A 24,854-nucleotide genomic window follows, 5' to 3' on the forward strand; every position below is an offset into this window, starting at 1 on the left:
CGATCAGGTTGATTGACGCCCGTCAGCGGCGGCGGCTAGGTTTCTGGACCATCGTCCAGGCGGGCGCCGTCAGCGGACGGCCCTGGGCTGCCACACGATGGAGGTTCCATGGCAACGGCAACCCCGAAGAGATGGCCTGTCATCGCCGCTGCGGCCGCGCTGTTGGTCGCCGGCGCACCCGCCGTCGTCGCCAGCGCCGGCCCGTCCGGCACCGCCGCCAGCCGACCCGACCGCGCCGAGTGGGCGGGCAGTTGGGCCACCGCTGTCACCCGGGGCAATTCGGTCGGGTTGACCAACACCGGCCTCAACGACCAGAGCGTCCGGATGATCGTGCACGTGTCGGTGGGCGGCCCGGCGCTGCGGGTCCGCCTGAGCAACCTCTACGGCGAGCAGGCGGTGAAAGTCGGTCGGGCCACAGTCGCCCGACCGAACGCCGCGACCCCCGACGACCTCTCCGACATCGACGCGGCCTCGGTACGCCCGCTGACCTTCACCGGTGCCACCACGGCGACAATGAACCGGGGCGCCGAACTGCTCAGCGACCCGTTGGCCTTCCCGGTCGCGGACGACAGCGACCTGGTGGTCACAGTGCACTTCCCGACGCCTACCGGCCCAACCACGTTCCACGGGCAGTCCCAGCAGGCCAACTTCATCGGCGCCGGGGATCTGACCGGGGCGGCCGAGGGCGCCGGGTTCACCACCCGGCCGACCTGCTGCTGGTTCTTCCTCTCCGGCGTCGACGTGCAGCGCAAGGGCAGCCCCGGCGCGCTGGTGGTGCTCAGCGACTCCATCGGTGACGGCAACGGCAGCACGGTCAACGCCAACCGGCGCTGGCCCGACCTGCTCTCCGACCGGCTGCTCGCCGACAGGCCGGACAAGCGCACCCCGGGTGTGCTCAACCTGAGCCTGGCCGGCAACCGGCTCAACCACGAGGGCACCGAGCCGGGCGACGGCAACTACCCGGGCTACTACCAGCTCGGCCCGAACGCGGCGGCCCGGCTCAACGAGGACGTGTTCGGCCAGACCGGGGTGCGTACTGTCGTCACCCACCTGGGCATCAACGACATCTGGATGTCGAACGACACACCTGAGGCGATCATCGGCACGCTGCGCCAGATCAACCAGCAGCTTCAGCAGCGCGGGCTGACCAGCCTGGTGGCCACGCTGACGCCGTACGAGGGGCACGGCGCGCCGGGCGTGTGGACGCCGCAGAAGGAGGCCACCCGCCAGGCGGTGAACGCGTACCTGCGCGGCAGTCGGGAGTTCGACGGGCTGCTCGACTTCGACAGGGTGCTGCGCGACCCGGCACGGCCCAGCCAGCTGCTGCCCGCGTACGACTCGGGGGACCACATCCATCCGAACGACGCCGGCAACCAGGCACTGGCAAACGCCGTGCCGCTGCGGCTGCTCGACCTGTGACACGGGCCGGGGCGGCGGGTGATCCCCGCTGCCCCGGTCACCGACATCGGCGGGGAGGAGCTGGCAGTGGACGTGGACGAGATACTCACCGGCCTGTACAGCGAGGCGGGCAGACAGGACCCGTATCCGTGGTACGCGGACCTGCACCGGCTCGGCCCGATCAGCGCGGTGCCGGCGCGCGCCGAGCACCGGACGGTGGCCGCCGTCGCGGTCGGCTACGACCTCGTCGACGGGTTGCTGCGCGATCCGGAGTGGACGAAGCAGCCGCCGCCGGGCTGGGAGGAGCAGGACATCCTGCGGACCTTCCAGACCTCGATGATGTTCGTCAACCCGCCCGATCACACCCGGATGCGGCACGTCTTCTCCCGCACCTTCACGCCGCGCCGGCTCGGCGCGCTGGAACCGGTGATCCTGCGGGTGGTCGACGAGCTGCTGGACCGGATGGCGGACGCCGGTGAGGGCGTCGTCGACTTCGTGGCCGACTTCGCGTACCCGATCCCGGCCCTGGTGATGGCCGAGTTCATCGGCATCCCGGCAGGGGAGTTGCCGTGGTACCGCGAGCGGGTGGAGTGGATCGACGAGTTCCTGGACGTGGCGGGGAAGACCCCGCAGCGGCTGGCTGCCGCCAACACCGCCGCGCAGGAGTTGCGGGCCTTCTACCGGGAGCTGCTCGCACATCGCCGCCGGATGCCCGGGGACGACCTGCTCAGCGGCTTGGTCGAGGCGCTCGACTCCGGGGAGGTGGAGCTGACCGAGGACGAGTTGATCAGCAACCTGATCGTGCTGTTCAATGCCAGCTTCGTCACCACCGTCTACATGTTCAGCAATGGGCTGCCGTTGTTGCTGGCCCACCCGGAGACCGTCGCGGCGCTGCCCACCGACGCCACGCTGGCGCAGGGCTGCGTCGACGAGGTGCTGCGGTTGGCCAGCCCGGTGCACTTCCTGGCCCGCGCCGCGCCGGCCGACACAGTGCTGCACGGCGTGCCGGTCGCCAGTGACGACAACGTGCTGATCATGATCGGGGCGGCCAACCGGGACCCGGCCCGCTTCCCGGCCCCGGACGCCTTCGACCCGACCCGTCCTGGCCCGGCGTCGCTGGCCTTCGGGGCGGGCCTGCACTTCTGCCTCGGCGCTGCGGTGTCCCGGTTGGAGGGACGTCTCGCGCTGCCCCGACTGTTCGCCCGGTTCCCCGCGCTGACGGTCACCGAGACGCCGACGTACAGCGGCAGCCTGTTCCTGCGCGGTATCGACAAGCTGCTGGTCAGCACCGGTGGATAGGAGCGACATGGCGCTGCATCCGGAGGTCGCGGCGTACCGGGCGGCCCGCGCCGCGGCCGGCACTCCACCGCTGTACACGCAGACCCTCGCCGAGGCGCGCGCCGCGGACCTGGCCGCGATCCGCTCCGGCAGCGGCGCGGTCGAGCCGGTGACCGAGGTACGCGACGAGCGGATCCCCGGTCCCTCCGGGGAGCTGCCGCTGCGGGTGTACCGGCCGACCCTGTCGGGTCCGCTGCCCACGGTGCTGTACTTCTTCGGCGGCGGCTGGACGCTCGGAAGCATCGACACCGCCGACGGCATCTGCCGACGCCTTGCCAACGCCGTGCCCTGCCAGGTGATCACCGTCGGCTACCGTCTCGCCCCGGAGCACCCCTTCCCGGCGGCGGTGCACGACTGCCACGCCGCCACCTCGTGGATCGCCCGGCACGCCGACGAGTTGGGAGTGGACCCGACCCGGCTGGCGGTGGGTGGGGACAGCGCCGGCGGAAACCTGGCCGCCGCTGTCACCCTGCTCAGCCGTGGCGACGGGCCGCCGCTCGCCGCCCAGCTGCTGGTCTACCCGAACACCGACCAGAGCGGCGAGCCCGTTGGCGACGACGACCCGACGTTGTTCAACAGCCGTTCGGTCGCCTGGTACCGGACGCACTACTTCTCCGACCCGGCGCACGCCAGGGATCCGCTGGCCTCGCCGCTGCTCGCCGACGACCTGTCCGGGTTGCCGCCGGCGCTGGTGATCACCGCCGAACTGGATCCCCTGTGTGCCGAGGGGCGGCGGTACGCCGAGCGGCTGCGCGACGCCGGCGTGTCCACCCGGCTGGCGCACTACCCGGGCATGATCCACGGGTTCTTCGCCATGCCGGGAACCTTCACCGACGGACGGCGGGCACAGGGGAGCGCTGCCGCGTTCCTCCGCGAGCGCTTCGGCCTGCCGTCCCGGCCGGACGACGCGGACGAGTTGGTCGAGCCGGCGACGGGCCCGGGGTCGGGCGATGGGTGAGCGGGCGGTGGCCGACCTGCCGGCCGTGTCGCTCGCCGACTACGCCGAGCGGGCCCGGGCCGTGCTGCCACCGGACGTGTGGGACTACCTGGCCGGCGGCAGCGCGTCGGAGGTCACCCTCGCCGCGAACCGTCGCGCGCTGGACCGGGTCGCGGTGCTGCCCCGGGTGCTGCGCGGGGTGGACACCGTCGACATCGGCACCCACCTGCTCGGCCGCCGGTACGCCATGCCGGTCGGGGTGGCGCCGATGGCGTACCAGCGTTTGGTGCACCCGGACGGAGAGCTGGGTCTGGCGGCGGCGGCCGGCGCGGCCGGGATCCCGTACCTGGCCAGCACGCTGGGCAGCACCCCCATCGAACAGGTCACCGGGGCGGGCGCTGACGTCTGGTTCCAGCTCTACTGGCTGCGCGACCGGGCGCTCGTCCGCGATCTGCTGGACCGGGTCGTCGCGGCCGGGTGCCGGGCGCTGGTGGTCACCGTGGACGTCCCGGTGCTCGGCCGACGTCCACGGGACCTGCGCAACGCGTTCCGGCTGCCGGCCGAGGTGATCGCCGCGAACCTCCCCGACGGGCGCGACGCGCTGGCGCACTCCGGTGCCCCCGGGGTGTCCGCGATCGCCGCGCACACCGCCGCGTCGTTCGCGCCGGCGCTGCGCTGGGCCGACCTGGCGTGGCTGCGCGAGCAGGTCGACCTGCCGCTGGTGGTCAAGGGGCTGCTGGACCCGCGTGACGCGACCGAGGCGGTACGGGTCGGCGCGGACGCGGTGGTCGTCTCCAACCACGGCGGGCGGCAGCTGGACGGCTCACCGGCGAGCGTCACCATGCTGCCGGAGGTCGTCGACGCGGTCGGGGACGGCTGCCAGGTGCTGCTGGACAGCGGCATTCGGTGCGGTACCGACGTGCTGCGGGCGCTGGCGTTGGGTGCGGCCGGGGTGCTGGTCGGCCGGCCGCTGCTGTGGGCCCTCGCAGCCGGTGGCGAACCGGCCGCCCGGGACGCGTTGGGGCTGCTCGTCGCCGAGTTGACCGATGCGCTCACCCTGGCCGGCTGCGCCGACGTGGTGGCGGCCGGCGAGCTGCGTACCCTCGGGGTGGGTTGAGGGGTGAGCGCCGCCGAACCGGTCGACCTGACCGTCGCCGACCTGCACCCCGCGCTGGGCGATCCGGCGCTGACCTCGATGAACTTCCTCAACGAGGTGTCCGAGCGTTACCCGGCGGCGGTGTCCCTCGCGGCTGGCCGGCCGTACGAGGAGTTCTTCGACCTCGCGGCGGTGCACCGGCACCTGGACACCTTCCACCGGCACCTCGTCGACGACCTGGGGCACCGACCCGAGCAGGCCCGGCGGCTGCTGCTGCAGTACGGCCGGACCAAGGGCATCGTGCACCACCTGATCGCCCGCAACCTCGCTGTCGACGAAGGGATCACCGTCGACCCGGAGGACGTGGTGGTGACCGTCGGCTGCCAGGAGGCCATGTTCCTGGTGCTGCGGGCGTTGCGGGCCGGGCCGGCGGATGTGCTGCTCGCGGTCGCCCCGACCTACGTCGGCCTGACCGGGGCGGCCCGGCTGGTGGACCTGCCGGTGTGGCCGGTCGCCGGTGGGTCGGCCGGTGTCGACCTGGTCGACCTGGCGGCCCAGGTACGCCGAGCCCGGGCTGCGGGGCTGCGGCCGCGCGCCTGCTACCTGATGCCGGACTTCGCCAACCCCTCCGGGGCCAGCATCGACACCGCACACCGGCAGCGGTTGCTGGACGTGGCGGCGCAGGAGGATCTGCTGCTGCTGGAGGACAACCCGTACGGACTGTTCCACGGCGACGACGGGCCGCGCCCGCCCACCCTCAAGGCGTTGGACAGCGGCCGGCGGGTCGTCTACCTCGGCTCGTTCGCCAAGACAGTGCTCCCCGGTGCGCGGGTCGGGTACGTCGTCGCCGACCAGCGGGTGGCCGGCCCGGACGGCCGGGTCGGCCCGCTCGCCGACCAGCTCGCCATGATCAAGAGCATGGTCACTGTGAACACGTCACCGATCGCGCAGGCGGTGATCGGAGGCCGGCTGCTGGAGCACGGATGCAGCCTGGTGGCCGCGAACACCCGGGAGCGGTCCGCGTACACCCGGAATCTGCGCCACCTGGTGGCCGGCCTCACCCGGCGCTTCCCCGATCAGCCGGACCGGCCCGCGGTGCGGTGGACGGTGCCGGCCGGCGGGTTCTTCGTGGTGGTGACGGTGCCGTTTCCGGTCGACGACGCGCTGCTGGACCGCTCGGGGCGCGACTACGGGGTGCTGTGGACGCCGATGGCGCACTTCTACGACGACACCGCGCCGGTACGTGCGTTGCGGTTGTCGGTCAGCGCCGTCACACCGGAGCAGATCGACGTCGGGCTGGATCGCCTCGCGGCGCTGATCACCGACGAGCTGGCCCGCCGGGCGGGTTGACACACCGCGTTCATCGGATGGCAATGCGCGACGACCCGCCTGCCGCCGTCCTGGTTGGACGGTCATAATAAGCCGCATGGTTGCCTGGGAGTACGCCCTGCTCGTCCGCCGCTATCAGGGACAGGGCCGCAATTTTCACGTCTCGTTCGTCTGGTACGCGCCGGACGGGTCACGCAAAGACATCACCGCCTACGGCGACACCGCCATCGCGCACCTCAACCGCGCCGGCCGGGAGGGGTGGGAGTTGGTCTCCGCCGCCGAGGACGTCAACAACGTCCAGGGCAGCACCGAGGTCCACCGCTACCACCTGAAGCGCCCCATCGTCTGACGGTCGCACCCCCGCGTCGATCATGGAGTTGTGGTGGTGGGCGAAAGTCGCGCACCAGCCCGGATCGGGCACCACAACTCCATGATCGACGGGAGTGGCGGCTCAGCTCAGGTCGATGCCCGGGTAGAGGGGGTACGTGGCCAGCAGGTCGGTGGCCTGACCGGCGACCTTGTCGGCCAGGCCGGCGTCCAGGTTGTACTTCGCCTTCGACGGGGTGCCGTCGGCGTTGGCGCCGGCGGTGGTCTGGGTCAGCACCGTGTGGATCAGCTCGGCGGTCTGGTCCATCTCGGCGGTGCCCAGGCCCCGGGTGGTCAGCGCCGGGGTGCCGATCCGGATACCGGACGTGTACCAGGCGCCGTTCGGGTCCTGCGGGACCGAGTTGCGGTTGGTGACGATGCCCGAGTCGAGGAGGGCCTGCTCGGCCTGCCGGCCGGTGAGCCCGTAGCCGGACACGTCGATCAGCACCAGGTGGTTGTCGGTGCCGCCGGTGACCAGCGTCGCGCCCCGGCGCAGCAGCCCCTCGGCGAGCGCCTGCGCGTTGTCGACGATCCGCTGGGCGTAGTCGGCGAAGTCGGGCCGGCGGGCCTCGGCGAGCGCGACCGCCTTGGCGGCCATCACGTGCGGCAGCGGACCACCGAGCACCATCGGGCAGCCCCGGTCCACCTGGTCGGCCAGCTCCGGCTGGCAGAGCACCATGCCGCCGCGCGGGCCGCGCAGGGACTTGTGCGTGGTGGTGGTGACGATGTGCGCGTGCGGCACCGGGTCGAAGTCGCCGGTGAAGACCTTGCCGGCCACCAGGCCCGCGAAGTGCGCCATGTCGACCATGAAGGTGGCGCCGACCGAGTCGGCGATCTCGCGCAGGATCCGGAAGTTCACCTTCCGGGGGTACGCCGAGTAGCCGCCCACCAGGATCAGCGGCTTGAACTCGCGGGCGGCCTCGGCCACCCGGTCGTAGTCGATCAGGCCGGTCGTCGGGTCGGTGCCGTAGCTGCGCTGGTCGAACATCTTGCCGGAGATGTTCGGCCGGAAACCGTGCGTGAGGTGGCCGCCGGCGTCCAGCGACATGCCGAGCATCCGCTGGTTGCCCAGCTCGCGGCGCAGCGCGAACCAGTCGGCTTCGGTGAGGTCGTTGACCTGGCGGACCTGGGCCTTCTTCAGGGCGGGGGACTCCACCCGGTCGGCCAGCACCGCCCAGAAGGCGACCAGGTTGGCGTCGATGCCCGAGTGCGGCTGCACGTACGCGTGCGCGGCGCCGAACAGCTCCCGGGCGTGCTCGGCGGCGAGCGCCTCGACGGTGTCGACGTTCTGGCAGCCGGCGTAGAAGCGGCGGCCGACGGTGCCCTCGGCGTACTTGTCGCTGAACCAGTTGCCCATTGCCAGCAGGGTCGCCGGGGAGGCGTAGTTCTCGCTGGCGATCAGCTTGAGCGACTCCCGCTGGTCGGTCAGCTCGGCGCCGATGGCGTCGGCGACCCGCGGCTCGACAGCCCGGATCACCTCAAGGGCGCTCCGGAATGCGGTGGATTCGGCGTTGCGGGACATGCGACCTCCAACAGACGTGCGGGAAGGCCCAGGCGCTCGGCAAACGTCCACGTGACGAGGCCGCTCCCCGATGGTTCTCCATCCCCACGCGCCAGTAACGGCCCGCGCCGATCCTACCGGGCCGGGCCCGGCCGTTCGGGCCGCCCTCCAGCGGAGCTCCGCCGAGGTTCGACGAAGGGCCCGGCAGGGGTGCCGGGCCCTTCGGTGCGAGCGGGTGCCTCAGGCCGTCACCGCATCGAGCGCCTTCTTGATCGCCTTCGGCGCGGTGGGGGTACGCGGTGCGTCCGCGCGCAGCGCGATCATCTTCTCGCCGATCTCCTGGAGCTGCTTTCGGCCCAGCGCGTCGCGGACCTTGGGGAACCACTCCTGCTCTTCCTCCTCGACGTGGTGGCTGACGTTCTCGATCAGCACTGTCGTCTTGGCGTTGAACCGCTCGTCGTCGGCGTCCATGCTGACCAGCTCGGCGCAGAGCAAATCGGCGACGTGGTGCTCCTCGTACGACTCGAGGATGTCGTCCTCCAGGTCGGGCAGCAGGCGGCGGACCTCCGGGTACATCACCTCGTTCTCCAGGTAGGTGTGCACGGTCAACGCCTCCAGGATCTGGTTCACCAGCTTCTGCCGCTGGCTCGCCGGCCCCTCCTCGGCGTCCTGGAAGGCCTTGAACAGGCGGCGCATTTCCTTGTGGTCCTCTTTGAGCAGGACGATGGCATCGGTCGACACCGGTATGACCTCCTGAAAAGTCTGGGCTGGTGCGGTTCCGGTACCCCGACGCCGAAGGCGGAAACAGGTGAAACCAACTCAGACCATGGCCAGGGTGCGGGGGATCTCGTCGAGCAACTCCCGAGCCAGAAAGCCGATCCGTCCGTAGCGGGGGATCAACCGCTGGCCGCTCACCGAGTGCGCGAACGAGCCCCAGCAGGCCGCCTGCGCCGGGTCGGCCCCCCGGGACAGCAGCCCCGCCAGCAACCCGGCGAGCACGTCCCCGCTGCCGGAGGTGCCCAGCCCGGCGTCGCCGCTCTCCTCCCGCCAACCCCGCCCGTCCGGGGCGGCCACGTGCCCGTACAGCGACACGACCGCCTCGTACCGCGCGGCCAACTCGGCCGCCTCGGCATCCAGGTCGTCGCCCGGCTCCCGCCCGAGCAGATGCCCGGCCTCGGTGACGTTGGGGGTGAGCACCACGGGCCGACCCGAGCCGACCAGCAGGTCCGGCGCGTGGCTGAGCGCACCGAGGGCGTACGCGTCGAGCACCAGCGACGTGTCCGGACGGGCCGCCTCCAGGACCAGACCCAGCAGGCGGTTGGTCTCGTCGATCGCCTTCAGGCCGGGGCCGATCGCCACCACGTCGGCCTGCGCGACCAGGTCGTCGAGCTGGCCGTCCCGGTCGGCGGCCACCGCGCCGTCGGCGGTCTCCGGCAGACCGACCACCAGCGCCTCGGGCACCTGGATGCTCAGCGCGGCGGCGGTGGACTCGGCGGCGGCGAGCTGGAGCACCCCGGCGCCGGCGCGCAACGCGGCCACCCCGGCGAGCAGCACCGCGCCCGGCGTGAAGCGGGAACCGCCGACCACCAGTACGGTGCCCCGGCTCTCCTTTCCACCGACCGGCACCGGCAACGCCCAGTCCCGCAGCAACGCCGGGGTGATCACCTTCACCTCAGACCGGCTCGGCATGGATCTCGTCCTCCCTGGTGGGCTGGGCGCCCTGTTGGTGCAGGTGGCCGACCTCGTTGAAGCCGTCAAGCGTCAGCCGGTGCTCCGCGTCGGCCGACCAGTCGGTGATGGAGCAGTTGGCGATCACGTGCTGGCGGGTCAGCGCCATCAGGTCCGTCTCGGTCAGCCCCTCCACCAGGTAGCGCAGCAGAAAGACCAGCGCGTCGTGGCCGAAGAGCAGAACACGCTGGCCTTCGTGGTCTCGGCGCAGGTCGCCGAGGAGCGTGCGCAACCGCAGCGCCACGTCCGTCCAGGACTCTCCACCCGGCGGCCGGTAGTAGAACTTGCCGAGTCGTTCCCGGCGCGCGGCCTCGTCCGGGTACCGCTGACGTACCCCGTGGCCGGTCAGTCCGTCGAGGATGCCCAGCTCCCGGTCGCGTAGCCGCTCGTCCCGGCTGACCGGGATGTCGGTGCCGTGCAGCGCCAACTCGGCGGTGGAGACTGCCCGCAGGTACGGCGAGGCCACCGCCACGTCGGGCCGGCGGTCCGGGGGAAGCCCGGCCAGCCAACGACCGGTGGCCCGGGCCTGATCCTCCCCGGTGGGGGAGAGCGGCACGTCGGCGTCGCGGTGGCTGAGGCCGATCAGCTCCTCACCGGTCGCCTCGGCGTGCGTCGCCGCCACGTTCGCGGTGCTCTCACCGTGCCGGATGATCCAGAGCGTCGCCAGTTCCGCCATGCCGACCCCCTACCCGGGTGCCCACCGCGGTAACCGTGGCCCGCCGATCGCACGCCGCCCGGACGACCGTGCAGGTCGCCGCCGTCTGCGGGGCAGCGCCGCGAGGGGTTGATGCGGAACAATGTGACGGACAGCCAACGGGGGGGTGTCGACGGTGACCGTCGTGCGCGGTTTGCGGGAAGCGTTTCTGATATTCGTGATGGCCGGGGTGCTGGTCGCCGTCGCGGCAGCGATCTGGGTGGCGATCGCCGGCGGTGCCTACACCAACCGGCTGGGCATCGGCTTGGTGGTGGTGGGCGGGCTCCTCGGCGTGACGGGCGACCTGACGCTGAGCCGGATGGGCATGCTCGGCCCGCGCGCCACCTTCGGCGCCGCGCCGGAGCGGGAGACGGCCGGCGGTGGCCAGGTGCTCACCGGCGTCGGCATCTTCCTCTTCGTCGGGCTGCCGATGATCGTGGTGGGCGTGCTGCTGATCACCTGACCGGGTGCGCCAGCCCCGCCGCCGCCGGACAGCTCCGCCGCCGCGCCGGACGGGTGTCCGTTCGATGGCCGTACGGCGTGCCTGCGCGTCGTACCCTCGGCAGATGGCGACGGCGGCGGAGGAGATCCAGGTGGGGGAGCGGTTGGTCCGCGTCTCCAGCCCCGACAAGCCGTACTTCCCGGAGCGTGGGCTGACCAAGCTGGACGTGGTCCGCTACTTCCTGGCGGTGGGCGACGGCATCCTGCGGGCGCTGCGGGACCGGCCGACCATGCTGGAACGCTGGCCGCGCGGTGTCTTCGAGGGCGCGACGATCGCCACCCGGCAGACCAACAGGGGCGACGCGTTCTACCAGAAGCGGCTGCCGGCCGGCGCGCCCGAGTGGGTGCGGACCGCGCACATCACGTTCCCCAGTGGCCGTAGCGCCGACGAGATCGCGCCGAGCGAGTTGGCGGTCGTCATCTGGGCGGCCAACCTGGGCACCCTGCGGTTCCACCCGTGGCCGGTCACCGCCGCCGACGTGGAACGCCCCGACCAGCTGCGCATCGACCTGGACCCGATGCCGGGCGTCGGCTTCGAGCAGGTGGTGCCGGTGGCGCACGAGGTGCGGGCGTTCCTCGCTGAGCTGGGCATGACCGCCTATCCGAAGACCACCGGCGGTCGGGGCCTGCACGTCTACCTGTCGATCGAGCCGCGGTGGAGCTTCGGTGACTGCCGTCGGGCGGTGCTCGCGCTGGGCCGGGAGATGCAGCGCCGGTTGCCGGACCTGGTCACCACCACCTGGTGGCGCGAACAACGGGACCGGCCGGTCTTCGTCGACTACAACCAGATGGCCCGGGACCACACGGTGACCTCGGCGTACTCGATCCGGCCGACGCCGGCCGCGTTGGTCTCCGCGCCGCTGGACTGGTCGGAGCTGGACCAGGTCCGACCGGAGGACTTCGACGTGCTCAGCATGCCGTCCCGGTTCGCCGAGCGCGGCGACCCGCACGCCGGCCTGGACGGTGACCGGCACTCGCTGCAACCGCTGCTGGAGCTGGCCGACCGCGACGGGCTGGAGGCTCCGCCGGAGCGCTGAGCCCGGCGCTCACGCCCAGGGGCTGCCGAGCCCGTCGAACTCCTCGAAGACCAGCCAGGTGCGGGTGGACAGCACCCCGGGAATGCTCTGCACCCGGCCGAGCACCACGTCGCGCAGCGCGGCGTTGTCCGGGGCGCGCACCAGCGCGAGCACGTCGTGGTCACCGCCGAGCAGCGCGGCGTGCTCGATGTAGCGCACCCGGGCCAGCTCGGCCGACACCTCCCGCCAGGTGTTCTGCTCGATGGTCAGGGCGATGTACGCCGACGTGCCCAGCCCGGCCGCCTCGGGCGCCACCTGGGCCCGGAACCCGGTGATCACCCCGTCGCGGAGCAACCGCTCCACCCGCGCGTACGCGTTGGTGCGGGAGATGTGGATCCGTTCGGCGAGAGTGCGCACCGACGTGCGACCGTCGCGGACCAGCTCGTCGAGGATCCGCCGGTCGACCTCGTCCAGGGCTCGGGCCGATCGTCCCGATCCCGCGCCCCGGCTTGCTTCGTCGGCGGTCTCCTGGCTCACTGCTGGGCCCTCCGCATGCCAACCGTCCCGCCTTCTGTGTCGATCTTGAGTCAATCATTCACAAGCGGAAGCATAGGCTCACCACACGTCCCAGGAGGTTCCGCCGTGACGACCACTCCCCAGGCGGTCCGCAGGGCATCCCCGCGCGCCCGTCGAACGGTCACCCCGCCCGACCCGGCGCGCTCGTTGCTGCCAGACGCCGAGCCGGTCCGCCTGCTCGCCGAGAACGGCACGCCGTTGCCCGCCCGTGCCGACTACCCCGAACCACCCGCCGAGGTGCTGCGCGAGCTGTACCGCCGGATGGTGCTCGGCCGCCGCTTCGACACCCAGGCGACCGCCCTGACCAAGCAGGGCCGGCTCGCCGTCTACCCGTCCTCGCGGGGCCAGGAGGCGTGCCAGGTCGGCGCGGTCCTCGCCGTCCGCGACACCGACTGGGTCTTCCCCACGTACCGCGAGTCGATGGCGCTGGTTGCCCGAGGCATCGACCCGGTCGAGGTGCTCACCCTGCTGCGCGGCGACTGGCACTGCGGCTACGACCCGACCGAGGTACACACCGCGCCGCAGTGCACCCCCCTCGCCACCCAGTGCGTGCACGCCGCCGGGCTGGCGCACGGCGAGGCGTACCAGGGTCGCGACACTGTGGCGCTGGCCTTCATCGGCGACGGCGCCACCAGCGAGGGCGACTTCCACGAGGGGATCAACTTCGCCGCCGTGTTCAAGGCGCCGGTGGTCTTCTTCGTGCAGAACAACAAGTACGCCATCAGCGTCCCGCTGTCGCGGCAGACCGCCGCGCCGTCGCTGGCCTACAAGGGCGTCGGCTACGGCGTACCCAGCGAGCAGGTCGACGGCAACGACCCGGTTGCGGTGCTCGCCGTGCTCACCCGCGCGGTCGCCCACGCCCGGGCCGGCAAGGGGCCGTTCCTGGTCGAGGCGCACACCTACCGGATGGAGCCGCACACCAACGCCGACGACGCCACTCGCTACCGCGACGGCGCCGAGGTCGACGCCTGGCGGGACCGGGACCCGGTCGCCCGGCTGGAGACCTACCTGCGCGCCCGCGGTGTGCTCGACGACGCGGCGGTCGCCGAGATCGCCGAGCAGGCCGAGGCGTACGCGGCGGACCTGCGGACCCGGATGAACGAGCAGCCAACGGTCGACCCGCTGAGCCTCTTCGACCACGTCTACGCCGAGCCCACCCCGCAACTGATCGAACAGCGTGAGCAGGTCCGCGCCGAACTGGTCGCCGCCCACGCCGAGGAGGGTGACGCCTGATGGCCACCACCATGGCGAAGGCGCTCAACACCGCGCTCGCCGACGCGCTCGCCGCCGACGACCGGGTCGTCGTCTTCGGTGAGGACGTCGGCGCGCTGGGCGGCGTCTTCCGGATCACCGACGGCCTCCAGGCCCGTTTCGGCGAGAACCGCTGCTTCGACACCCCCCTCGCCGAGGCCGGCATCGTCGGCTTCGCCGTCGGCATGGCCATGTCCGGCCTGCGCCCGGTGGTCGAGATGCAGTTCGACGCGTTCGCGTACCCGGCGTTCGAACAGATCGCCTCGCACGTGGCGAAGCTGCGCAACCGTACCCGGGGCGCGCTGAGCGTGCCGATCGTCATCCGCGTGCCGTACGCGGGCGGGATCGGCGGAGTCGAGCACCACTGCGACTCGTCCGAGGCGTACTACGCGCACACCCCGGGACTGAAGGTGGTCACCCCGGCGACAGTCGACGACGCGTACTCGCTGCTGCGCGAGGCCATCGAGGACCCCGACCCGGTGGTCTTCATGGAGCCCAAGAAGCTCTACTTCTCCAGCGCCGAGGCGTCCCTGCCGACCCGCAACGAGCCGTTCGGCCGGGCCGTCGTGCGCCGCCCCGGACGCGACGCCACACTGGTGGCGTACGGGCCGGCGGTGCCGGTCGCGCTGGAGGCCGCCGAGGCCGCCCACGAGGAGGGGTGGGACCTGGAGGTCGTCGACGTGCGCACCATCGTGCCGTTCGACGACGAGACCATCACCGCCTCGGTCCGGCGTACCGGCCGGTGCGTGGTGATCCAGGAGGCGCCCGGCTTCGCGGGCGTCGGCGCGGAGATCGCCGCCCGGGTGCAGGAGCGCTGCTTCCACGCGCTGCACGCCCCGGTGCTGCGGGTCGCCGGACTGGACATCCCGTACCCGGCGCCGATGCTGGAGCACACGCACCTGCCCGGCGTGGACCGGGTGCTCGACGCGGTGGCCCGCCTCCAGTGGGACGACCAGCCGGACGCGCGTTGGGCGGCGGCATGACCACCGTCGAACGGACGCAGGTCTTCCTCCTGCCCGACCTGGGCGAAGGGCTGAGCGAGGCCGAGATCGTCGAGTGGCGGGTCGCCGTGGGTGACGTGGTCACCGTCGACCAGAGCGTGGTCGAGGTGGAGACCGCCAAGGCCGTCGTCGACGTGCCCTGCCCGTACGCCGGCCGGGTGGTCACCCTGCACGGCGCGGCCGGTGAGGTACGCCCGGTCGGCCAGCCGCTGATCACCATCGCGCCGCTGGACGGCGGCGACGAGCCCGCCGGGCACGCCACCTACCGCGAGGAGGAGCGGGCCGGATCCGGCAACGTGCTGATCGGGTACGGCACCGGCCACGGCACCGCCACCCGCCGTCGGCGGCGGCCCCGCCTGGCGGTGGCCCCCGAACCGGCCGACGCCGGCCCGACCGGCGGCACCGACGCGGCTGCCGGTGCCGCGTCCGGCGCGGCTGCCGCGTCCGGTGACCCGGCACCGCCGTCCGCGGCCCTTGTCATCTCGCCGATCGTGCGGCGGCTGGCCCGTGAGCACGGCGTCGACCTCGACACGGTGCGGGGCACCGGACCCGGAGGTGTGATCCGCCGCGCCGACGTGGAGGCCGCGCTGACCGCGCCCGCCGCCCGGCTCGCCGCCGTGCCGAACCCGCAGGTCGGATCGGCCCCGGCCGGAGACGGCGACGTCATCGTCCCGCTGACCGGCGTCCGCAAGGTGATCGCCGACAAGCTCTCCCGCAGCCGGCGGGAGATCCCCGAGGTGACCATCTGGGTCGACGTGGACGCCACCGGCCTGCTGGAGACCCGCGCGGCGATCAACGCGGCGACTCCCGACGCGCCGGTGAGCATCCTCGCCCTGCTGGCCCGGATCTGCCTCAGCGGACTGCGCCGGTTCCCGCAGCTCAACGCCCGGGTCGACACCGAGGCGCAGCGCATCGTCCAGTCCGCCGGGGTGCACCTCGGCATCGCCGCGCAGACCGACCGGGGTCTGCTGGTGCCGGTGCTGCGCGACGCCCAGCGGCTCACCACCGCCGAGCTGGCCGCCGAACTGGCGGCGACCACGGCCGCCGCGCGGGCCGGCAGCCTGCCCCCGGCCCGGCTGACCGGTGGCACCTTCACGCTGAACAACTACGGGGTGTTCGGCGTCGACGGCTCCACGCCGATCATCAACCACCCCGAGGCGGCCCTGCTCGGGGTCGGGCGGATCGTGGACAAGCCGTGGGTGGTCGACGGGCAGCTCGCCGTCCGCAAGGTGACCCAGCTCAGCCTCACCTTCGACCACCGGGTCTGCGACGGCGGGGTGGCCGGCGGCTTCCTGCGGCACGTAGCCTACTGCGTGGAACGACCGGCGCTGCTGATCGCCGCCGTCTGACGCGTACCCCTCGGCCCCGGCGCTGCCTCTGCGGCGCCGGGGCCGGCGCACGTCCGGGGCTCCCCGGCGGTGTCATCCGGCGAAGGGCTCCCGGCCTGTCTCTGGGCCGGGGTTTCCCGGCGGCCTCACCGGGAAGTCGGCCCCGCCGGAGCGCACCGAACGCGTCGAAGGGAGCCCGCCGTGGCCGTGGCGAACGAGCTGCTGCTGAACTCGGTCCGGGTACGACGGCCCGCCTCGGCCGGCGCGCCGCTGTACTGCGACGCGCTGGAGTACGGGCTCACCGGTGACGGCGCGACCAACGACCAGCCGGCGCTGGCCGCCCTCGTGGACCGCCTCGGCACCGGGTACGCCTCGGACGGACGGGCTCGGGTCATCTACTGCCCGCCGGGCATCTACTCGATCCGCGACGCCGGCACCGTGTGGCGCAGCGGTGTGTCGCTGATCGGGGCCGGCCCGGCGGCGACCCGGTTCATGCTCAGCAACGAGGGCAACCGGGCCGACCCCACCCCGCTGGCCTTCTGGACGACACTCCAGCACGGCGCCGACCGGGACCGGCACATCGCCGACTGCACCTTCGCCGACTTCCAGATCGACGGCTCCGGCGTGGCCATGGCCGAGTACAACTACCTGGCCAAGGGCCTCGGCCTCCAGTACGTGGTGCGGGGCGTCTTCCGCAACCTCTACATCCACCACACCGCCGCCAGCGGGCTGGGCTGCGACTTCCTCCAGGACACCCTGATCGACGGCGTCGTGGTGGTCGGCTGTGGCCGGCTCGACAACGGCGAGCAGATGGGCGGAGCCGGCATCGGTATCGGCGTCGGCGGGTGGGGCCCGGAGGAGCGGCTGACCATCGCCAACTGCACCGCCCTGGCCAACGGCACCAACGGGATCTTCCTGGAGTTGCAGAAAGACTACTGGGAGCCACCGCGCGGCTACCGCATCATCGGCTGCCACAGCCAGGGCAACCGCTTCGGCATCTCGGACTGGGGCACCGACGGGCTGATCGTGTCCGCCTGCACGATGACCGGCAACCTGGAAGCCGGCTTCGACGTGTCGTCGCAGGGCACCTCGACCGTTGCCGGCCGGGGCGGGCTGCTCACCGACTGCGTCATCGACGGCAACCTGCGGGACGGGGTCAGCATCGGCAACAGCCCCGGCCCGTACACCGTCCGGGGCAACCGGATCAGCGGAAACGGTCAGCACGGCTACCACGCGCGCGACCTCCGGCGCGGTTACCAGGGCCCGGTCCGCGACGTGGTGATCGAGAGCAACGAGTTCTGGGGCAACGGCCTCGACGCCGTCCGCATCGACCACCAGATGACCGACGCCGTGCTGCTCAACAACCGGATCCGCAACAACGGAAGGCAGTATGCCCAGGCCGCCGGCGGTAAGGGCGAGGCCGTCCGCTACAGCGAACGGAGCCTGGTGGACCGGACCGCTGACTGGCCGCACGACGGGCACCGGGGCAAGATCCTGCGGGTCGGTCGGTCCGTGGCCACGGTGGCCGCCAACAGCGGCGACGAACTCACCCTCGCCCCGGTCCGCCCGGACGCGTTCAGCGCGTGGAGCGGGGACGTGCCACCGCCGGGCTGCGCGTACGAACTGGACCCCGCCCCCGCGCGGCGGGCCGGCATCACCATCGACGCGCCCTTCGACTCGGCCACCATCAGGGGCAACAGGGTCTGGGACAACCACGACAACCCGACCCAGACGCACGGGCTGTGGATCACCGAGCGGGGCAGTTGCGTGGACTGCCGGGTCGAGGACAACGACCTGGCCGGCAACGCCGACGAGGGGATGCGACTGGACACCCCGCCGGTGGGCGGACGATGGCGGGACAACCACGTGGACAGCGACTGGAGCTGACCGGCCACCCGTCGCTGGGCCCCGGTGAGACCGGGGAGCTGAACGACGTGTGGCGGCGGCTGGAAGGATCCGGCCGCCGCCACTGTCTCGGTTGAGCTGATCAGCCGGCCAGACCAGCCACCGGGGTCGGGTCCAGCACCACGGTCGCCGAAGCGGACTGCGGAGGTACGCCCGGGTCGGTCGGGGCGTCGGTGTACTCCGCGACGAACACCGCGGTCAGGTTGTCAGCGCCGCTGTGCCCACCGTCCAGGAAGGTGGGAATGGTGCCGGAGCAACCAGTCGAGGTGGAGAGCGGGTGCCCGTGCTCATCGTGCCCGAGCACATAGGTGACCTTCACCCGGGAGCAGTCCACCGGCAGGTCGTCGGTGACCTTCACCTCGTACGCGACGGTCTGCCCGAACTGGAACGGCTGCCCGGCCTCCGGGGTGACGAACTCGACGACCGGCGCGGTCGGCCCGACCACCAGTGGCAGGGACGCCGAGGCGGACCGTCCGGTGCGGTCGGTGACCTTCAACGTCGGCGTGTACGAGCCGTTCTCCGGGAACGTCCAGCTCGCGTTCGGGTTGGTGCTGTCCACCGAACCGTCCGCGTTGAAGTCCCACGCGTAGCTGAGCTTGTCACCGTCCGGGTCGGTCGTGCCGGCGCTGGAGAACGCGACGGTCAGCGGGGCCTGCCCAACGGTCGGGGTGCCGCTGATCTTCGGGATCGGCGTCCGGTTGCCCCTGACGAAGTCGATCCGGGACAGCTGGGCGTCCGGGTTCTCGGCGAAGTAACCGTCGCCGTACTCCAGGACGTAGAGCGCGCCGTCCGGGCCGAACTCCATGTCCATCGGGTTGTCCACCACCAGCGACGGCGCCACCGGACGGATGTCGTCGACGTCGCCGTCCTCGTCCAGGCGGAACTCCTTGATGTAGTCACGGGTCCACTCGTAGAACAGCGGCACCCCGTCGTAGTAGGCCGGCCAGCGGGTACGCGACGTGCTGGTCCCGTCGTAGTCGTAGGCCGGGCCGCCCATCGGAGCGATACCGCCGGTGCCCAACTGCGGGAACTCGGCCGAGGCGGCGGCCGCGTACCAGACCTCCGGCTGCTCGACCGGCGGCAGCACGCGCTTGCCGGTGTTGTGCGGTGAGTCGTTGACCGGGCGCTTGCAGTTGAACTTGGCGCCGGACTCGCCGGTGGCGAAGTCGTAGTCGCGGTAGGCGATCGTCGGCGTCACGCAGTACGGCCAGCCGTAGTTCGCCGGCTTGTCGACGCGCATCCACCGGCCGTGACCGGCCGGGCCGCGCTCCGGGTTCGGGTTGGAGGCGTCCGGCGAGTAGTCGCCGACGTACACGTCGTCGGTACGCCTGTCGACGGCGAACCGGAACGCGTTACGCAGCCCCATCGCGTAGATCTCCGGACGGGTCTGCGCGGTGCCCGGCTTGAACAGGTTGCCGGCCGGCACCGTGTAGCCACCACCGGCCTTCACCTTGATCCGCAGCAGCTTGCCGCGCAGGTCGTTGGTGTTGGCCGCGGTGCGCTGGGCGTCGTACGCCGGGTTGCGGTCGGCCCGCTCGTCGATCGGGATGTAACCGTCGGAGGCGAACGGGTTGGTGTCGTCGCCGGTCGACAGGTACAGGTTGCCCTTGCTGTCGAAGTCGATCTGGCCGCCGACGTGGCAGCAGATGCCCCGGTCGGTCGGCACGTCGATGATCTGCTGCTCGCTGGCGAGGTTCAGCTTCGTCCCGTCCAGCTTGAACCGGGACAGCCGCAGCGCGCCCTTGAACCGCTGCCAGTCCGCCTCGGTGCCGGTCTCCGGCGCGTCCCCCTCGTTGACGCCGGGTGTCGCCGGGTCGTCCACCGGAGTGTCCATCGGCGGCGAGTAGTAGAGGTACACCCACTTGTTCTGGGCGAAGTTCGGGTCGATGGCGACGCCCTGCAACCCCTCCTCGTCGTGCTCGTACACCGGAATGTCGGCGGCGAGGGTGTTCAGCCCGGTGCGCGGGTCGTGGATGCGGACCTCACCGGTGCGGGAGGTGTGCAGCACCCGCAGGTCGGGTAGGACGGCGAGGCTCATCGGCTCGCCCGGGAAGTCGTTCAGTGTCACTTTCTGGAAGCTGCTGTCCGGCGGCGCGGCCGGCGCTGCGGACGCTGCCGACTGTGGTACGGCCAGACCGGCCGTCACCAACAGCAGGGCGGACGCGTATGCGGTCCTGTTCATCAGGTGAGTCCCCCGGGGTGGTTTCAGTACCGAAGTGAAGCGAGATAGTCGAATCCGACGCGAGCGGTGTCCAGGGCGTCGGCGGGGGAGCGCGGCGCGGTGCCCGCGTCGTCACGCTCCACGATGTACTCCTCGATGCCGGCCTCACGCTCGTGGGCGAAGATGCGGCCGAAGTCGATGACGCCGTCGCCGAGGTCGGCGAAACCACCCTCGACGTCGAGGTCCTTGACGTGCACCTGGCGGATCCGACCGCGGTTGGCCCGGATCACGTCGACCGGGTCGTGGGCGCCACGCCAGGTCCAGTAGAGGTCGAGCTCGAAGTGGACCAGCCGGGAATCGGTCTGCGAGCTGAGGATGTCGAACCCGGTCGAGCCGCCGGTCAGCGGCACGAACTCGAGCTGGTGGTTGTGGTAGCCGAAGTCCAACCCGGCGCGTTCGGCGAGCCGACCGGCGCGGTTCAGGTCCCGGGCCAGGGCCCGGTAGACGGCAGGGTCCCGGATCGGCTGACCGCTCGCGTCCCGACCGAAGTACGGGTGGACGATCTTCTTGCAGCCCACCACGTTGGCGTCGGCGAGGGCCTGCTCCCAGGTGGCGGCGTCGAACGGCTGCGGGATGCCGACGTGACCGGAGGTGGAACGCAGCCCGGCCTCGTCGAGCGCGGCCCGGAACTCTGCGGCGGTGCGTCCGACGAACCCGGCGTGCTCGACTCGCCGGTAACCGATCCGGCGCAGCGCGTCCAGGGTGCCGGGCAGGTCGGCGGCGAGCTGATCACGCAGCGTGTAGAGCTGAATGCTGATCCGGTCCACAGGCACCCGGCGGCGGCCCTGGGCCTGGCCGGCGGGCGCGGCGACGGCGGGGCCGCCGAGCAGGCCGGCGGCACCGACAGCGGCAGCGGAGACGGTCGCGGCGCGCAGCACTCCACGGCGGCTGACCGGCTCGGACGCCGGTGTCGGCCCCGGTCGGTTGAGTTGTTGATCCATGGTGGTGGTCCCTTCCTGACGGCTGGTACGCCGTCGGCGGCGGTCGACCTGACTGCCGTCCGCCGGGCGCGCCGAACCGGCCGGAGGCGGGCTCCGGCTGGACGGTGAGGGACGGCGCGGGTGCGGCCCGGACCCATCGGGAGCGGAACGCGGCGACCCGGCAGAGGTGGCGGCAAGTTGATCGACGAATGGGCAACCCTCTATCTAGATCGAGACCTTACCCTTGCCCCCGGACGAAGGCAAAGCTTTGTCGCGTTCGCCGGAAGTTTCGCTTCAACTGACAAAAGTCCGCCCACGAGGTGCGCCACCCGGCCTGACCTTCTACTTCCCGTGCCACCACGCCGCGCGATCCGGCCGGCTCGGCCCGCTGCGGCTCGCCCGGGCCCGGCCCGGCGCATGATCCACTCGGGTTCACGGAAGTCGCGGTGTCAGGGCGGCCGGGATACCGCGACTTTCTTGAAGTCGAGTCGACCATGGGCGCACCGGGCCCCCAGGTGCCACCACCGCACCATTCGGACAGTCGACGTTGGGTCGCTCAAGCGGAGCGAAACGCATGACACGGGTCGCTTGAACCCCTGTTCGGCCAAGCGGAGCATTGTCGGAAAATGCGTCGATAAATGCGCGGCCGATTATTTCCGAATGCCGCGAATGGGCCCGTCAAGCGGGCAAGAATGTGGCGGAGGGAAGTCGAAAACGGGGGGACTGAAACATGACGTCTAGGCGGCGAATGACGCTGTTGGCGGTAACCATCGCAGCGGCACCACTCGTCCTGGGTGCGTGCACCGTCGACCGGGGTTCGGCGACCGGCTCGGCCAGGAAGCACGCCGCCCCACCGGAACTCGCCGTGACGCCGGGGGACAAGGCCCGGGACGTCCCGGTCAGCGCCGAGGTGGGCACCGTGGTCAAGGGCGGGCGGGTCACCGGCGTACGCCTCACCGACGACAAGGGCAAGCAGGTGAACGCCGAGCCGCGCGAGGACGGCTCCGGCTGGGTGCCGAACGCTCCGCTGCAACCACGACGGACCTACACCGCCGAGGTGACAGCGACCGGTGACTCCGGTGCCACCACCACCCGCACCACCACCTTCACGACGATGGCCAAATCGACCAAGCCGCAGATCACCAGCACCCTGTATTTCAACGGCAATCGGACGTACGGCACGGCGATGCCGGTAACGGTGGCGTTCGACCCAGGAATTCCGAAAGAGGCCAGGGCGGATGTCCAGCGGCGGTTGTTCGTAAAGACAAATCCACCGCAACCGGGCACCTGGTCGTGGCTTGAGGATGGAAGTCAGGTCTATTACCGGGCACCCGATTTCTGGAAGCCGGGGACCACCATCAGTGTCCGGGCCGGCCTGGAGGGTCTGCCGATCGGCAAGAATCTGGTCGGCGACGCCGAGCGGACCGCGACCTCCAAGATCGGACGGCAGGTCTCGCTGGAGATCGACAACGCCACCAAGCAGATGACAGTGCTGCGCGACGGCAAGCAGGTCCGCCGGATCCCGGTGAGCCTGGGTAAGCCGAGCACGCCGAGTTCCAGCGGCAAGATGGTGATCATGGAGAAGCACGAGCGGGTCACCTTCGACACCCGTGGTGAGCCGAATGGTGGCTACGTGGTCGACGTCGACGACGCCCAGCGCTACACCTGGGGTGGCGAGTTCATCCACTCCGCCCCCTGGTCGGAGGGGGACCAGGGCAGCACCAACGTCTCGCACGGTTGCGCGAACGTCTCCGCCACCGCGGCCGACTGGTTGATGGGGGTGACGCAGGTGGGTGACCTGGTCACCGTCAAGGGCACCGAGGTGGAGCTACAGCCGGGCAACGGCTGGACCGCGTGGAACGTGAGCTGGGACGAGTTCGCCCGGGGCAGCGCCCTGCCGGTGCCGCCCGGGCTCAAGCCCGCGCCGGTCGCCCCGGCGCACCCGGGCGCGGTGGCCGGCGGTTCGCCAGCACCGGCGCCCTCGGTCAGCGGCCGCTGACACACCACGTGCGGCAGCACAGGGTCGGCCCGCCACGACGGCGGCCCGGCCCTGCTGCCGCCCGTCACCTCAGAGGTACGCGGGCGGCCCGGCTCTGTCGCCGCCCGTCACCCCAGGGGTACGCGGCGGGCCCGGCTCTGTCGCCGCCCGTGGCCCTCGCCCGTCACCCCAGGGGTACGCGGGCCACCCCGGGCCCGGTCAGGCTGCCCAGCCAGAGGTGGTCGCCGTGCTGGCGTACCCCGGTGATCATGGAGTAGTGCCCGTTCGGACCGTGCAGCGTCCGGCGGACCGTTCCCGCGTCGTCGACCAGCGCGACCAGCCCATAGCGGCGTGGCTGCGGCTGCATCGCGTCGGGCAGCAGGGCGGCGATCTGGCGCAGCCGCGGATGGGGCAGGAGCCGTTCGGCGATCGGCACCCGGGGGCTGGGCAGGGCGATCCAGTACGTCCCGTCACCCACCGAGGCGAGATTGTCCGGGTACGCGGGCAGGTCGGCGAGGACCCGCACGCCGCCGCTGAGCTCGACCCGCAGCAGGCGGTGGGTGCTGGTCTCCACGAGCATCAGCGCGGACTCGTCCGGGGTCAGCGCGATTCCGTTGGGAAAGTACAGCCCGTCGGTCACCACCTCGGTGCGGCCGTTGCCCGGATGATGGGCCAGCACCCGACCGTTGGGACGGTGCTCCAGCAGGTCCCGCTTCCAGTGCGAAACCGGGAACCGGTCGGAGCTGTCGGTGAAGTAGATGGTGCCGTCACGGGCCACCGTCGCGTTGTTGGCCAGGTGCACCGGGGGCGCCGTTCCGGTCAGTTCGCGTACCGCGCCGTCCGGGGTGACCCGCAGCAACCCGCGGTACGCGTCGCAGACCACCAGTGCCTCACCGGACCGGTCCAGCTCGATGCCGAGCGGACGGCCCCGGGTCTCGGCCAGCAGGTGGGGTGGGGTGCCGGCCCGCGCGTCGACAGGCCACCACCAGAGCCGACCGTCCTCGTCGCCGCTGATCACCCGCCCGGCGCCGTCGACCAGCACGTCCTCGGGGCCGACGGCGCCCGCGGGGAGGGGTAGCAACTCGGCCTCGTCGAGTCGGCGGTCGGTGGGGGCCCATGGCCCGGCCAGCGCCGGAGGGCTGGTCGCCGGCTCGCGGACGGGGCGGATCAGCCGGGGCGGCCGGGGCCGGGGGATCAGCATCGACCTATTCTCCACCGGAATGCCGGCCGACCCCCGGGTTCCGCGCCCGCGCGGCGCGCCGCCCGGGCCCCTGACTCCACCCCGAGAGGGAGGTGGGGTACCTCGGGGTATGCCCCTGGGCGTACCCGGAATCACTCCGTGGACTGGCGAAAATGTCGGTGGTGGCGGCTAGATTTCTGGGCATGGAAGAGCACAGCGACCGGCTGGACGTGCAGGTCAGCGTGGGTGACCAGATGGTCCTCGTGCGGGTGGCCGGCGAGATCGACATCGCAACGGTGTCCGCGTTCCGGTCCGCGCTGTGGTCCGCACCGGCCCGCCCGGTGCTTCAACTGGACTTGTCCGGGCTGCGGCTGCTCTCCGCCGCCGGCGTTCGCACGCTGCTCGCCGCGCATCTGCGCGTGCGGGCCCGGGGTGGCGAGCTGGTCCTGGTCGACCCGAGCCCGGTGGTGGCGCGGGTGTTGCGCGTCAGCGGGCTGCACCGCGTGATGCCGATTCTGGAGCTGACCTCGCCGATCGAGGCCGCGCGTCGCCCGGCGTTCGCGACCACGGACCTGCAACTGGCCGCCTGA

22 protein-coding genes and 1 riboswitch are annotated in these 24,854 nt (G+C 71.9%); of the genes, 14 read left to right on the top strand and 8 right to left on the bottom strand.

What is annotated here, in order from left to right; all coding sequences use genetic code 11:
* Positions 1 to 141 precede the first annotated feature (141 nt).
* The 6 genes from AB0B98_RS19070 to AB0B98_RS19095 all read left to right on the top strand — a co-directional run bounded on the left by AB0B98_RS19070 (position 142) and on the right by AB0B98_RS19095 (position 6,447).
* Complete coding sequence (locus AB0B98_RS19070; protein WP_357364223.1) at positions 142 to 1,419, top strand: SGNH/GDSL hydrolase family protein; 1,278 nt, start codon at positions 142 to 144, stop codon at positions 1,417 to 1,419.
* 66 nt (positions 1,420 to 1,485) lie between these two features.
* Entirely contained in the window at positions 1,486 to 2,697 is a 1,212-nt protein-coding gene (locus AB0B98_RS19075) for a cytochrome P450 (RefSeq protein WP_357364225.1), read from the top strand.
* Between the two features lie 7 nt (positions 2,698 to 2,704).
* Positions 2,705 to 3,694 carry an alpha/beta hydrolase gene (locus AB0B98_RS19080; protein ID WP_357364161.1) on the top strand — a complete coding sequence of 330 codons (990 nt, stop codon included), beginning with the start codon at positions 2,705 to 2,707 and terminating at the stop codon, positions 3,692 to 3,694.
* Entirely contained in the window at positions 3,687 to 4,790 is a 1,104-nt protein-coding gene (locus AB0B98_RS19085) for an alpha-hydroxy acid oxidase (protein ID WP_357364163.1), read from the top strand. Before AB0B98_RS19080 ends, AB0B98_RS19085 begins: the two co-directional genes overlap by 8 nt.
* Positions 4,791 to 4,793: 3 nt before the next feature.
* Positions 4,794 to 6,119 (top strand): PLP-dependent aminotransferase family protein, encoded by a 1,326-nt coding sequence (locus AB0B98_RS19090; protein ID WP_357364165.1) that lies wholly within the window; start codon positions 4,794 to 4,796, stop codon positions 6,117 to 6,119.
* A gap of 67 nt (positions 6,120 to 6,186) precedes the next feature.
* Positions 6,187 to 6,447 (top strand): hypothetical protein, encoded by a 261-nt coding sequence (locus AB0B98_RS19095; protein WP_238672352.1) that lies wholly within the window; start codon positions 6,187 to 6,189, stop codon positions 6,445 to 6,447.
* A gap of 102 nt (positions 6,448 to 6,549) precedes the next feature.
* Here AB0B98_RS19095 and AB0B98_RS19100 read toward each other — a convergent pair whose 3' ends face one another.
* The 4 genes from AB0B98_RS19100 to AB0B98_RS19115 all read right to left on the bottom strand — a co-directional run bounded on the left by AB0B98_RS19100 (position 6,550) and on the right by AB0B98_RS19115 (position 10,369).
* Positions 6,550 to 7,986 (bottom strand): glycine hydroxymethyltransferase, encoded by a 1,437-nt coding sequence (locus AB0B98_RS19100; protein ID WP_238672244.1) that lies wholly within the window; start codon positions 7,984 to 7,986, stop codon positions 6,550 to 6,552.
* Positions 7,987 to 8,005: 19 nt separating this feature from the next.
* Positions 8,006 to 8,095, bottom strand: a riboswitch (ZMP/ZTP riboswitch).
* 110 nt (positions 8,096 to 8,205) lie between these two features.
* Positions 8,206 to 8,706, bottom strand: coding sequence for a hemerythrin domain-containing protein (locus tag AB0B98_RS19105; protein ID WP_357364167.1), 501 nt, complete (start codon positions 8,704 to 8,706; stop codon positions 8,206 to 8,208).
* Between the two features lie 78 nt (positions 8,707 to 8,784).
* Positions 8,785 to 9,654, bottom strand: coding sequence for an NAD(P)H-hydrate dehydratase (locus tag AB0B98_RS19110; protein ID WP_238672241.1), 870 nt, complete (start codon positions 9,652 to 9,654; stop codon positions 8,785 to 8,787).
* Positions 9,638 to 10,369, bottom strand: coding sequence for a histidine phosphatase family protein (locus AB0B98_RS19115; RefSeq protein ID WP_357364169.1), 732 nt, complete (start codon positions 10,367 to 10,369; stop codon positions 9,638 to 9,640). The genes AB0B98_RS19110 and AB0B98_RS19115 overlap by 17 nt, the downstream gene beginning before the upstream one ends.
* 154 nt (positions 10,370 to 10,523) lie before the next feature.
* On the opposite strand from AB0B98_RS19115, the gene AB0B98_RS19120 reads away from it, so the two are divergent.
* Together AB0B98_RS19120 and AB0B98_RS19125 are read left to right on the top strand one after the other, a co-directional pair.
* On the top strand, positions 10,524 to 10,850 hold the full coding sequence (locus AB0B98_RS19120; protein WP_238672239.1) for a hypothetical protein: 327 nt from the start codon (positions 10,524 to 10,526) through the stop codon (positions 10,848 to 10,850).
* Positions 10,851 to 10,953: 103 nt separating this feature from the next.
* Positions 10,954 to 11,925 carry a DNA primase small subunit domain-containing protein gene (locus AB0B98_RS19125; RefSeq protein WP_357364171.1) on the top strand — a complete coding sequence of 324 codons (972 nt, stop codon included), beginning with the start codon at positions 10,954 to 10,956 and terminating at the stop codon, positions 11,923 to 11,925.
* 9 nt (positions 11,926 to 11,934) lie between these two features.
* Here AB0B98_RS19125 and AB0B98_RS19130 read toward each other — a convergent pair whose 3' ends face one another.
* Complete coding sequence (locus AB0B98_RS19130; protein WP_124854498.1) at positions 11,935 to 12,441, bottom strand: Lrp/AsnC family transcriptional regulator; 507 nt, start codon at positions 12,439 to 12,441, stop codon at positions 11,935 to 11,937.
* A 72-nt stretch (positions 12,442 to 12,513) separates the two neighbouring features.
* Between AB0B98_RS19130 and pdhA the strand changes: the two genes are divergently transcribed.
* The 4 genes from pdhA to AB0B98_RS19150 all read left to right on the top strand — a co-directional run bounded on the left by pdhA (position 12,514) and on the right by AB0B98_RS19150 (position 17,947).
* Entirely contained in the window at positions 12,514 to 13,713 is a 1,200-nt protein-coding gene (gene pdhA, locus AB0B98_RS19135) for a pyruvate dehydrogenase (acetyl-transferring) E1 component subunit alpha (protein WP_357364228.1), read from the top strand.
* Positions 13,710 to 14,714 (top strand): alpha-ketoacid dehydrogenase subunit beta, encoded by a 1,005-nt coding sequence (locus AB0B98_RS19140; RefSeq protein WP_357364230.1) that lies wholly within the window; start codon positions 13,710 to 13,712, stop codon positions 14,712 to 14,714. Before pdhA ends, AB0B98_RS19140 begins: the two co-directional genes overlap by 4 nt.
* Positions 14,699 to 16,081, top strand: a complete 1,383-nt coding sequence (locus tag AB0B98_RS19145; protein WP_357364232.1) for a dihydrolipoamide acetyltransferase family protein — start codon at positions 14,699 to 14,701, stop codon at positions 16,079 to 16,081. Before AB0B98_RS19140 ends, AB0B98_RS19145 begins: the two co-directional genes overlap by 16 nt.
* 186 nt (positions 16,082 to 16,267) lie before the next feature.
* Positions 16,268 to 17,947: a right-handed parallel beta-helix repeat-containing protein gene (locus AB0B98_RS19150; RefSeq protein WP_357364234.1), complete on the top strand. Its 1,680-nt coding sequence runs from the start codon at positions 16,268 to 16,270 to the stop codon at positions 17,945 to 17,947.
* Between the two features lie 100 nt (positions 17,948 to 18,047).
* Here AB0B98_RS19150 and AB0B98_RS19155 read toward each other — a convergent pair whose 3' ends face one another.
* Entirely contained in the window at positions 18,048 to 20,147 is a 2,100-nt protein-coding gene (locus AB0B98_RS19155; protein WP_238672237.1) for a PQQ-dependent sugar dehydrogenase, read from the bottom strand.
* Positions 20,148 to 20,170: 23 nt separating this feature from the next.
* Positions 20,171 to 21,127 (bottom strand): sugar phosphate isomerase/epimerase, encoded by a 957-nt coding sequence (locus AB0B98_RS19160; RefSeq protein WP_238672236.1) that lies wholly within the window; start codon positions 21,125 to 21,127, stop codon positions 20,171 to 20,173.
* A gap of 727 nt (positions 21,128 to 21,854) precedes the next feature.
* Here AB0B98_RS19160 and AB0B98_RS19165 point away from each other — a divergent pair.
* Positions 21,855 to 23,105, top strand: a complete 1,251-nt coding sequence (locus AB0B98_RS19165; protein WP_357364174.1) for an Ig-like domain-containing protein — start codon at positions 21,855 to 21,857, stop codon at positions 23,103 to 23,105.
* 163 nt (positions 23,106 to 23,268) lie between these two features.
* Here AB0B98_RS19165 and AB0B98_RS19170 read toward each other — a convergent pair whose 3' ends face one another.
* A complete protein-coding gene (locus AB0B98_RS19170) occupies positions 23,269 to 24,285 on the bottom strand; it encodes an SMP-30/gluconolactonase/LRE family protein (protein WP_357364176.1) in 1,017 nt (338 codons plus the stop codon).
* Between the two features lie 182 nt (positions 24,286 to 24,467).
* Here AB0B98_RS19170 and AB0B98_RS19175 point away from each other — a divergent pair, with 182 nt between their 5' ends.
* Positions 24,468 to 24,854: an STAS domain-containing protein gene (locus tag AB0B98_RS19175; protein ID WP_357364178.1), complete on the top strand. Its 387-nt coding sequence runs from the start codon at positions 24,468 to 24,470 to the stop codon at positions 24,852 to 24,854.

The organism is Micromonospora sp. NPDC048947 (genome assembly GCF_040649495.1).
Lineage (GTDB): Bacteria > Actinomycetota > Actinomycetes > Mycobacteriales > Micromonosporaceae > Micromonospora > Micromonospora alfalfae.

Bases quoted from the DNA above. Each gene is read 5' to 3' on its own strand.
- AB0B98_RS19080 (WP_357364161.1), top strand. From the start codon at position 2,705: ATGGCGCTGCATCCGGAGGTCGCGGCGTACCGGGCGGCCCGCGCCGCG.
- AB0B98_RS19085 (WP_357364163.1), top strand. From the start codon at position 3,687: ATGGGTGAGCGGGCGGTGGCCGACCTGCCGGCCGTGTCGCTCGCCGAC.
- AB0B98_RS19100 (WP_238672244.1), bottom strand. From the start codon at position 7,986: ATGTCCCGCAACGCCGAATCCACCGCATTCCGGAGCGCCCTTGAGGTG.
- AB0B98_RS19110 (WP_238672241.1), bottom strand. From the start codon at position 9,654: ATGCCGAGCCGGTCTGAGGTGAAGGTGATCACCCCGGCGTTGCTGCGG.
- AB0B98_RS19115 (WP_357364169.1), bottom strand. From the start codon at position 10,369: ATGGCGGAACTGGCGACGCTCTGGATCATCCGGCACGGTGAGAGCACC.
- AB0B98_RS19125 (WP_357364171.1), top strand. From the start codon at position 10,954: ATGGCGACGGCGGCGGAGGAGATCCAGGTGGGGGAGCGGTTGGTCCGC.
- AB0B98_RS19155 (WP_238672237.1), bottom strand. From the start codon at position 20,147: ATGAACAGGACCGCATACGCGTCCGCCCTGCTGTTGGTGACGGCCGGT.
- AB0B98_RS19160 (WP_238672236.1), bottom strand. From the start codon at position 21,127: ATGGATCAACAACTCAACCGACCGGGGCCGACACCGGCGTCCGAGCCG.
- AB0B98_RS19165 (WP_357364174.1), top strand. From the start codon at position 21,855: ATGACGCTGTTGGCGGTAACCATCGCAGCGGCACCACTCGTCCTGGGT.
- AB0B98_RS19170 (WP_357364176.1), bottom strand. From the start codon at position 24,285: ATGCTGATCCCCCGGCCCCGGCCGCCCCGGCTGATCCGCCCCGTCCGC.
- AB0B98_RS19175 (WP_357364178.1), top strand. From the start codon at position 24,468: ATGGAAGAGCACAGCGACCGGCTGGACGTGCAGGTCAGCGTGGGTGAC.